At 40.9% G+C, this 7357-nt stretch carries 7 protein-coding genes and 1 riboswitch; of the genes, 2 read left to right on the top strand and 5 right to left on the bottom strand.

Annotated elements, in window-relative coordinates:
• From E7204_RS03655 to E7204_RS03635, 5 genes are all read right to left on the bottom strand, one after another.
• Positions 1 to 572, bottom strand: a 572-nt coding sequence (locus E7204_RS03655; RefSeq protein ID WP_295181644.1) for a cobyrinate a,c-diamide synthase, incomplete at its 3' end; no start/stop codon positions are given.
• Between the two features lie 4 nt (positions 573 to 576).
• Positions 577 to 1284 (bottom strand): precorrin-2 C(20)-methyltransferase, encoded by a 708-nt coding sequence (gene cobI / locus E7204_RS03650; protein ID WP_021840990.1) that lies wholly within the window; start codon positions 1282 to 1284, stop codon positions 577 to 579.
• Between the two features lie 197 nt (positions 1285 to 1481).
• A complete protein-coding gene (locus E7204_RS03645) occupies positions 1482 to 2336 on the bottom strand; it encodes a sirohydrochlorin cobaltochelatase (protein WP_295181640.1) in 855 nt (284 codons plus the stop codon).
• A 62-nt stretch (positions 2337 to 2398) separates the two neighbouring features.
• A complete protein-coding gene (locus E7204_RS03640) occupies positions 2399 to 3271 on the bottom strand; it encodes a sirohydrochlorin cobaltochelatase (protein WP_295181637.1) in 873 nt (290 codons plus the stop codon).
• Between the two features lie 503 nt (positions 3272 to 3774).
• Positions 3775 to 4092 carry a hypothetical protein gene (locus E7204_RS03635; RefSeq protein ID WP_295181635.1) on the bottom strand — a complete coding sequence of 106 codons (318 nt, stop codon included), beginning with the start codon at positions 4090 to 4092 and terminating at the stop codon, positions 3775 to 3777.
• A gap of 270 nt (positions 4093 to 4362) precedes the next feature.
• Positions 4363 to 4532: riboswitch (cobalamin riboswitch) on the top strand.
• 245 nt (positions 4533 to 4777) lie between these two features.
• Here E7204_RS03635 and E7204_RS03630 point away from each other — a divergent pair.
• Both E7204_RS03630 and E7204_RS03625 read left to right on the top strand, forming a co-directional pair.
• The gene (locus E7204_RS03630) at positions 4778 to 5797 is read left to right on the top strand and encodes a sirohydrochlorin cobaltochelatase (protein ID WP_295181633.1); all 1020 of its coding nucleotides are present in this window, start codon (positions 4778 to 4780) and stop codon (positions 5795 to 5797) included.
• Positions 5798 to 6169: 372 nt separating this feature from the next.
• Positions 6170 to 7120 carry an ABC transporter substrate-binding protein gene (locus tag E7204_RS03625; protein WP_295181631.1) on the top strand — a complete coding sequence of 317 codons (951 nt, stop codon included), beginning with the start codon at positions 6170 to 6172 and terminating at the stop codon, positions 7118 to 7120.
• The last annotated feature ends 237 nt before the right edge of the window (positions 7121 to 7357 follow it).

Genomic DNA, 7357 nt, shown 5'->3' with positions numbered 1-7357 from the left:
TGACGTTCCGGCGAATGCATCCGTTCATCGCGCCGAATGGCCCCGATAACGGGAATCCCCAAGCGTTCCATAGCTGTACGAATCATATGCTCATGATTATCGGAGCCGATGCGGTTGAGCAATACGCCCGCCAAATTAACGGCCGGGTCATACTCTTTAAAGCCCTTGGCAATCGCTGCCGCACTCTCGCCCATAGCCTTGCAATCGATGACTAAAATCACCGGTGCATCCAAAGACTTGGCAATTTCCGCAGTGGAGCTCACACCTTCACGACCGCCGTCATAAAGGCCCATTACGCCTTCCACAATCACCAAATCCGCATCGCCGGCCATACCGGCAAAGAACGGCTTCATTTTATGGGGCGGAACCAACCATGTATCTAAATTGTAACAATCACGACCGCTGGCCCGTTTATGAAAACCGGGATCGATATAATCAGGGCCCACTTTAAAAGCTTGTACAGCCTTGCCCTGTTCGTGATACGCAGCGAGCAAACCGGCTACAATGGTCGTTTTACCTACACCGGAATTTGTTCCGGCGATGACAACTCTCGGAATAGCATATGATTTCATAGTCTTAGCGATCCTTACGCTTAGCCAATACAGTGGATAAATAATTTAATTTCAAATCAGCCGGTAATTCATCAAGACCGCGATATACTTCTTCGCCGTCAAGACCTACACGACTAATCATTACGGCATCATCCGCCATATCGTGTTTTTTCAAAACTTCTTGAACTTCATGGAAGTTGCGATATACTTTCATGATTACCGCATCGTCGGCAACAGCCAATACTTTGTCGATTTTTTCTTTAGGCGCTGTAGCCGGCACAATAGCCAAAACTTCTTCTTTTTCTACAATCGGATAGCCCAAATGAGAGCCGATAGCACAGAATGCGGTTACGCCCGGAATTGTTTCAATTTCAAAACCGGTGTTTTCAATCAAACGATATACATACATATACGTACTGTAGAACATTGGATCGCCCAAAGTAAGGAATACTACATTCTTACCGGCTTCCAAATAGCTGAGGATGATTTTTTTGGCTTCCTGCCAGCCTTCAGCCTGCGCATTGTCATCAAGCACCATTGGGAACACAACCGGCACGATTTCCGTATGTTCCTGGATATACGGTTTAGCAATGTTAAGCGCTACGGAACCGTCTTTCTTTTCGGTTTTTGGCGTAATAATAATATCCGCTTCGCCTACAATACGAGCTGCTTTTACTGTCATTAATTCCGGATCTCCGGGACCTACGCCGATACCAAATAATTTACCTTTCATGATAAACTCCTTTTCTTAACACTTGACAACAAAACTATCTTAAAATTGAATCTTGCTTAGATAATACTTTCTTATTGTATGCGTTACTTGCCGCAAAGAGCAAGCATATTTTATGTGATTGCAAAAATCACAACATTAAATACCTAAACTACTGATTATGCAAAATTAAAACCTATACGCTAATGCGACGGCAACGCCTACTTAATCTTAGGAATACTTGGGCGATGGGAACTGCGTTTTTCATAACGCCCGGCCATGGCATCTTTTAAATGCTCGGCAAATATCTCTTGAACACCGCGATACTCGCCAAGGCCGTTCAAATGCCGTACCACTTCAAAGCCCGCTTCTTCCAACATGGATTGTACACTGTCATCTTCATCACCGAAGATATCGTTTAAGGCATGATCCCCCGCTACTAACAGAAGCGGATGCACCTGAATACGGCCCGGCCGTTTACCGTCAAGCCATTCCCACGGAATAACCGTATCCTCCAGTTCCGGGAAGCATTCCAACGTAGTCACACGAACATTGGTATGACCGGCGCGCCACAATTTCAACTGTAAAGCGGCGTACGCCGTATTGCCTACGCTCATGCCACCATGGCCAACCAATAACAGGCCTTCTTCTGCCGGTACATTAAGTTTTTTTATAAAATTCTCAATGAGCGCTTCATAGTCATCAGGTCGTTCTTCCTGACCGATAAAATACAGTAAAGGGCGTCCCATAGCAATATGTTTCAAAGAACCTTGTCCTTCATAAGCCATTATATTGGCTTTCAATTTATCAAATTCTTCGCCGCCAATCATATGAAGCGGTTGCACCGCAATGGATTCATAGCCTTCAGCAATTAAGGCCTCAATGGCACTCTGCTCCGTATCGATTTCTTCGCCCCGTTCACGCAAACGTTTAACAATAATGCGTGAAGTAAAAGCTAAACGAACTTCATAGTCTTTAAACTCTTTTTTGATAAAATCCACCACCGGATCGATTTGATTGGTCCGAGCCGTTGGCACCGTAGTGCCGAAAGCGACTACTAAAACAGCTTGCTTCATACACCCTCCTTTTAAAAAAACGGTCCCCAAAACGAGGACCGTTAGTATGTAATTTTAACCTATTAAACCGCCATACTCGAGCGGTTTACGCTTTCCGTCTTAGCCTGCTGATGCGCTTGCTGTTTACGCTCAATCATACGAATGGACTGGGCTAAATGTTTTAAGAATAACTCTTGAATAAATGGGTTTTCACCTAAGCCTTCATTCCAAATGGAAACACCATAGCCTTCTTCAGTAAGCAAGGTCGCTACGGAATCGGAACGATCGCCACCTAAGAAGTCCATCAAATGTTCCGAGCCGATAAGCGCCAATGGCACTACCAATACTTCTTTATGATCGAGGCGTTCCAATAAAGTTAAAGCCTGTTTGAAATTAGGGAATCCATTCGATGTAAACACCGCCACATTTTGGCCATTACCGTATAAGCATTTTAACTGCAAAGCACTGAATTCCAATTGATTTTGGCCATTCGCCATAAGTAAAATGGATTTATTCAAGGCGCGAATATTCACATGCTTCATAATGGCATCAATCGTAGCCACATAGTCATCGGCATAGTTTTTTACACCTAAGGAACTTAAGAGTGGTTTACCCACATGAATGCGCATGGCATTTCGTTCGGTATTATAGGTAAAAGCGGCAATAGATTTGCGCATTTTTTGATAACATTGATCGGCTACCAAGGCAAATGGCAAAACAAATACATCGCGGACGCCGGTATTCTTAAATTCAGCCAACACGGCTTCCAAAGATTGTACCGGTTTTTCATATTTTTCATTCCACTTCTCCACCAGCGCTTCCGCCAAAAAGACACGGCGAATTACTGCATCGGGATATGCTTTTTTAATCTTTGCTTCCATTATGCCTACGGATTTTTCTACGGCTTCGCCGTATATTGAACCGAATGTCGCTAAGATAATACCCTTTGTACTCATTTTATAAATCCTCCGATATCAAAAATACCTCTAAACTTATACCATAATCGAACCTCTTAATCTGACAAAAATCTGTCATATTTCACATCATCGAATACATTCGAAATATATGTTGATTATTCTTCGTTGGTATAATGATACGTTAGATTTTATTTTTAGTCAATGAAAATTTCTCTCATTTTCAAATTTATCAATGATTATCAATGATAAATTGAAAATTTAATTATATTTTCATCAACTACATTCACCTTTACCGATTTACTTCTATTTTCATCGATTTAAAGAGAATTTATAATGCGTTACTATTACAAAGGATACTACTTGCTTACAGGTATTATATTAATAATTCAGATAATACTATACCAATCACGGTCTACGATTGCTACAGCTGGTATCAAATAATTAATATTCCTATTTTATGAATTTTTATGCATTGCATTTCTTAATTTAATAACTAATTCAATCAAAAAGCAATTTATTATTATGCCTTTAATTGATAATAATTATAGTTGTGAGAACACGCGCGGTGCTGCTACTTCAAAAATCTCCGCAATCATCGGTAAAAATTTACCTTCAATTAACGTACGTTTACGTTCGCTTTTAGTAATTAACCACAATTGTTTGCCATTATAGGTAATGCGCAATAAGCTGTTAATATATTCGTTAAAATCGTCTTCCCCCATAGCATTTTTAAGAGCTAATAATTTGGAATGTAAAGGTTCACCTTGATACTCTTCACGTTCCAATACAGGAGTAAATGCCACTTCATATACCGATTCCGATAGTTCATTAGGACCGGCACCATTTGTAAATTGATCCATACGATGGACCTCCTTTGTTAATATATAGCTATTTATCATAAAGCACATTGCCCTATGATGAACACCATTCTCTATTCATAGTACCAAACTTTGACTCCTTTGCCTATGTATAATCAAAAAAGTGTATCACAAATAACCAAAAGTTATTACTCATAAATAAGTCCCTTATTCCCAAGAGTTATATGACCTGGGTAATTTCCATTCACAGTGAGTATACCCTACCCGGTATTGAATTGACAGTGGACATTTATTCTGCTATGATGATTATCAAATGAATACGACCTTCAAGGTGCCCGACTTAAAAGAGAAGAGCAGTAGAAGCTGCCGCGGTCCCGCCGCTGTAAGAGGGAGCACAATCAATATACCACTGGAAGTATCCGGGAAGGTGATTGTTGCGTTGAACTTGAGCCAGAAGACCTGCCTTGATGGATTGCCGATAACCCACGAAGGATGGCGAGGTTAATCAATGTCACTACCTGTACTATACACTGACCGGGAATTATTTTTTTAATTCATAAACGACTTAATTAAGTTTGATATGAACTAATATACGTCAGGTGCTTAGCATAACTAGTGTATTATTAATACTACCTCTGCCCAGTGGGCAGAGGTATTTTTGTATTTTATTTGTTTTATTGCTTGTTTTTTATTTTTTAACATCTTTTTATCACGAGGAGTGAATGAAATGAGTAAACATTTTTTCAAAAAAACGTTAGCTACAACTTTAGCAGTGGCCGCTTTGACAGGCTTCGGATTTCTTAGCACAGACGTAAACGCTGCTTACCAATTAAGTGATGAAGTAACGACTGCTACACCGGCATTATTAGATGCTACTGAAATCGGCGTACGCACCTACAACACAACGGATCCTGTATTGGCACAGGCACCTAACAAAGATGCTATCGTAGTAATGAGCTTTGGTACTACATTCACTGATACTCGTGCTAAAACAATTGATGCTACTATCAATGAAATCAAAGAACAACATCCTGGCGTAAAAGTAGTAACTGCTTTCACATCCCATATCATTATCGACCGCATCAAAGCTAAAGAAGGTATCACCTACCCTACACCTGAAGAAGCACTTGATCAATTGAAAGCTGAAGGCTACACTCGTGTTGCCCTTGCAACGCTTGACGTAATCCCGGGCATCGAATACAAATACAAAAACGGCGTTTACAACCAATACAAAACTCAATTCAAAAAAATGACTTTCGGTACGCCACTTATGTACTGGATGGGTCAAGAAGGCCAAACTGACGACGTAGCTGCTACCGTAGCTGCTGTTGCAACTCAGTTCCCTAAAGTAGGCCCTAAAGATGCCGTTCTTATCATGGCTCACGGCACTCCGGATCCTTCTAACGCTTACTATTCCGTAATCCAGGACCGTTTGCAATCGGCCGGTCTCCACAACACTTACATCTACACAGTAGAAGGATGGCCAAGCCTTGAAGATATCGTTCCTCAGTTAAAAGCTAAAGGCATCGAACATGTAACCCTTATGCCATTCATGATGGTAGCCGGCGACCATGCCAACAACGATATGTCCGGTGACGAACCTGATTCCCATAAATCCATCTTGATGGCTGACGGCTTCAAAGTAGACACTTACATCCATGGCCTTGGTGAAAACCAGAAAATCCGTGACCTCTTTGCCGCTCATGCCGATGAAGCTTGGCAAGCACTTCAAAACGACGCTAAATAAGATATAACATTGTAAGGGTTAATATTACTGCCAAAGCGCACTTACAAGCTAAGACGTTTTGACCAACTAAAAGCGTTCTATACATAAGGAGGCTGTAATAAAATGTAGAGCATATCACATTTTACTTACAGCCTCTTTTAATTGCTATATTGGGATCTATAACAGTGCCATACGCACCATATAACGATAGGTACCATATAATCATACGCAACAACATAACCATAGGCAACCACCATAACCTGTGGTATAGTACAAGTATGAGTTTTCAAAACAGCTCTTACTAAAGCTTGTTTTGGAACGGCATGAATTACCTGCTTACTCACAGGTAATACTTTTACGTACTTTTTATCTAATCTGTCAGGCAGGTGTATTATGAAAAAATTTTCACGCTTAACCATTATTGTAATGGCGATAACAGTCATTATGGCTATACTCGCCGGATGTGGTAAAACGGATACCACATCGCAGAATGCGACTCGTACCCTTACGTACAAGGACCAAACCTATACGGTGCCGGCTAAACCGGAACGAATTGCGGTACTTGCCAATTCCCTACTCTATTTCATGGATGCCATCGATGCCAAATCCATAAGCCGTGTAGAAACGCAGGATGACATGCCCGCTCACCTTAAAGAATTACCGTCTTTAGGGCAGACCGCCAATATCAACATGGAACAACTCATCGGCTTGAAGCCGGACCTCGTAATCGGTCTCAGCAATCAGCACAGCAAATTCGAAGGCCAATTACAGAGCAATAAATTGCCGTATATTTTAATTTCCTACGACGGTATTAAAGATAATGTGCCTCTCATTGAATTCTTAGGCCAATTAACCAATCACGAAGATAAAGCCAAAGAAGTCATTGCCCAGTACAACAGCAAAATTGACAAAGTCAAAGAAGCCGTTAAAAATGTACAACCGGCTCGCGTAGCCGTGTTGCGTGCTACCGGTAAAGCCGTAACGGCGGAAACAACGCTAGCTGTAACAGCCGCTATGGTTCAAGAGCTAGGCATGCAGAATGTGGTGTTACAACATGGTGATTTTGATAAATCCGCCAAGACTATTCCGTATTCCTTAGAAACGCTCGCTTCCGACGACCCGGATATTATTTTTGTTTCCACTATGGGTAAAAAAGATGAAATTACCAAAACTATGGAAAAAGAAATGACCGGCAATCCGGCATGGCAAAATCTTAAGGCTGTAAAAAACGGCAAAGTATTCTACTTGCCATCTAACTTATTCTTATTAAATCCGGGCTTACAAACACCGGAAGCCATGGCTGAACTTGTAAAAATGGCCTACGGCATCGATGTAAATTTCTAAAATAAAATCCTAACAAAAGATATTAACATCAGTGCAAAATCGCATGTAATTTAACACTGAAAATATAAAGAGGGATTAACGAACAGACGATATTATATGGTTCTATAATTTATTTTGGGGCGCTAAAGAGAAACGCTAGTTGCGTGTCCTCTTGGCGCCTACTTTTTTTGCACAAAAAAAGACATATTGAATAAAATCCGATACAATAAAGGTGCTAACAATTAACGAAAGGATGTT

This window comes from Veillonella sp. (genome assembly GCF_015058545.1).
In the GTDB taxonomy this organism is placed as follows: domain Bacteria; phylum Bacillota; class Negativicutes; order Veillonellales; family Veillonellaceae; genus Veillonella_A.
The sequence above is the reverse complement of the archived record's forward strand: the minus strand, read 5'-3'. Positions and strand labels throughout refer to the sequence as shown.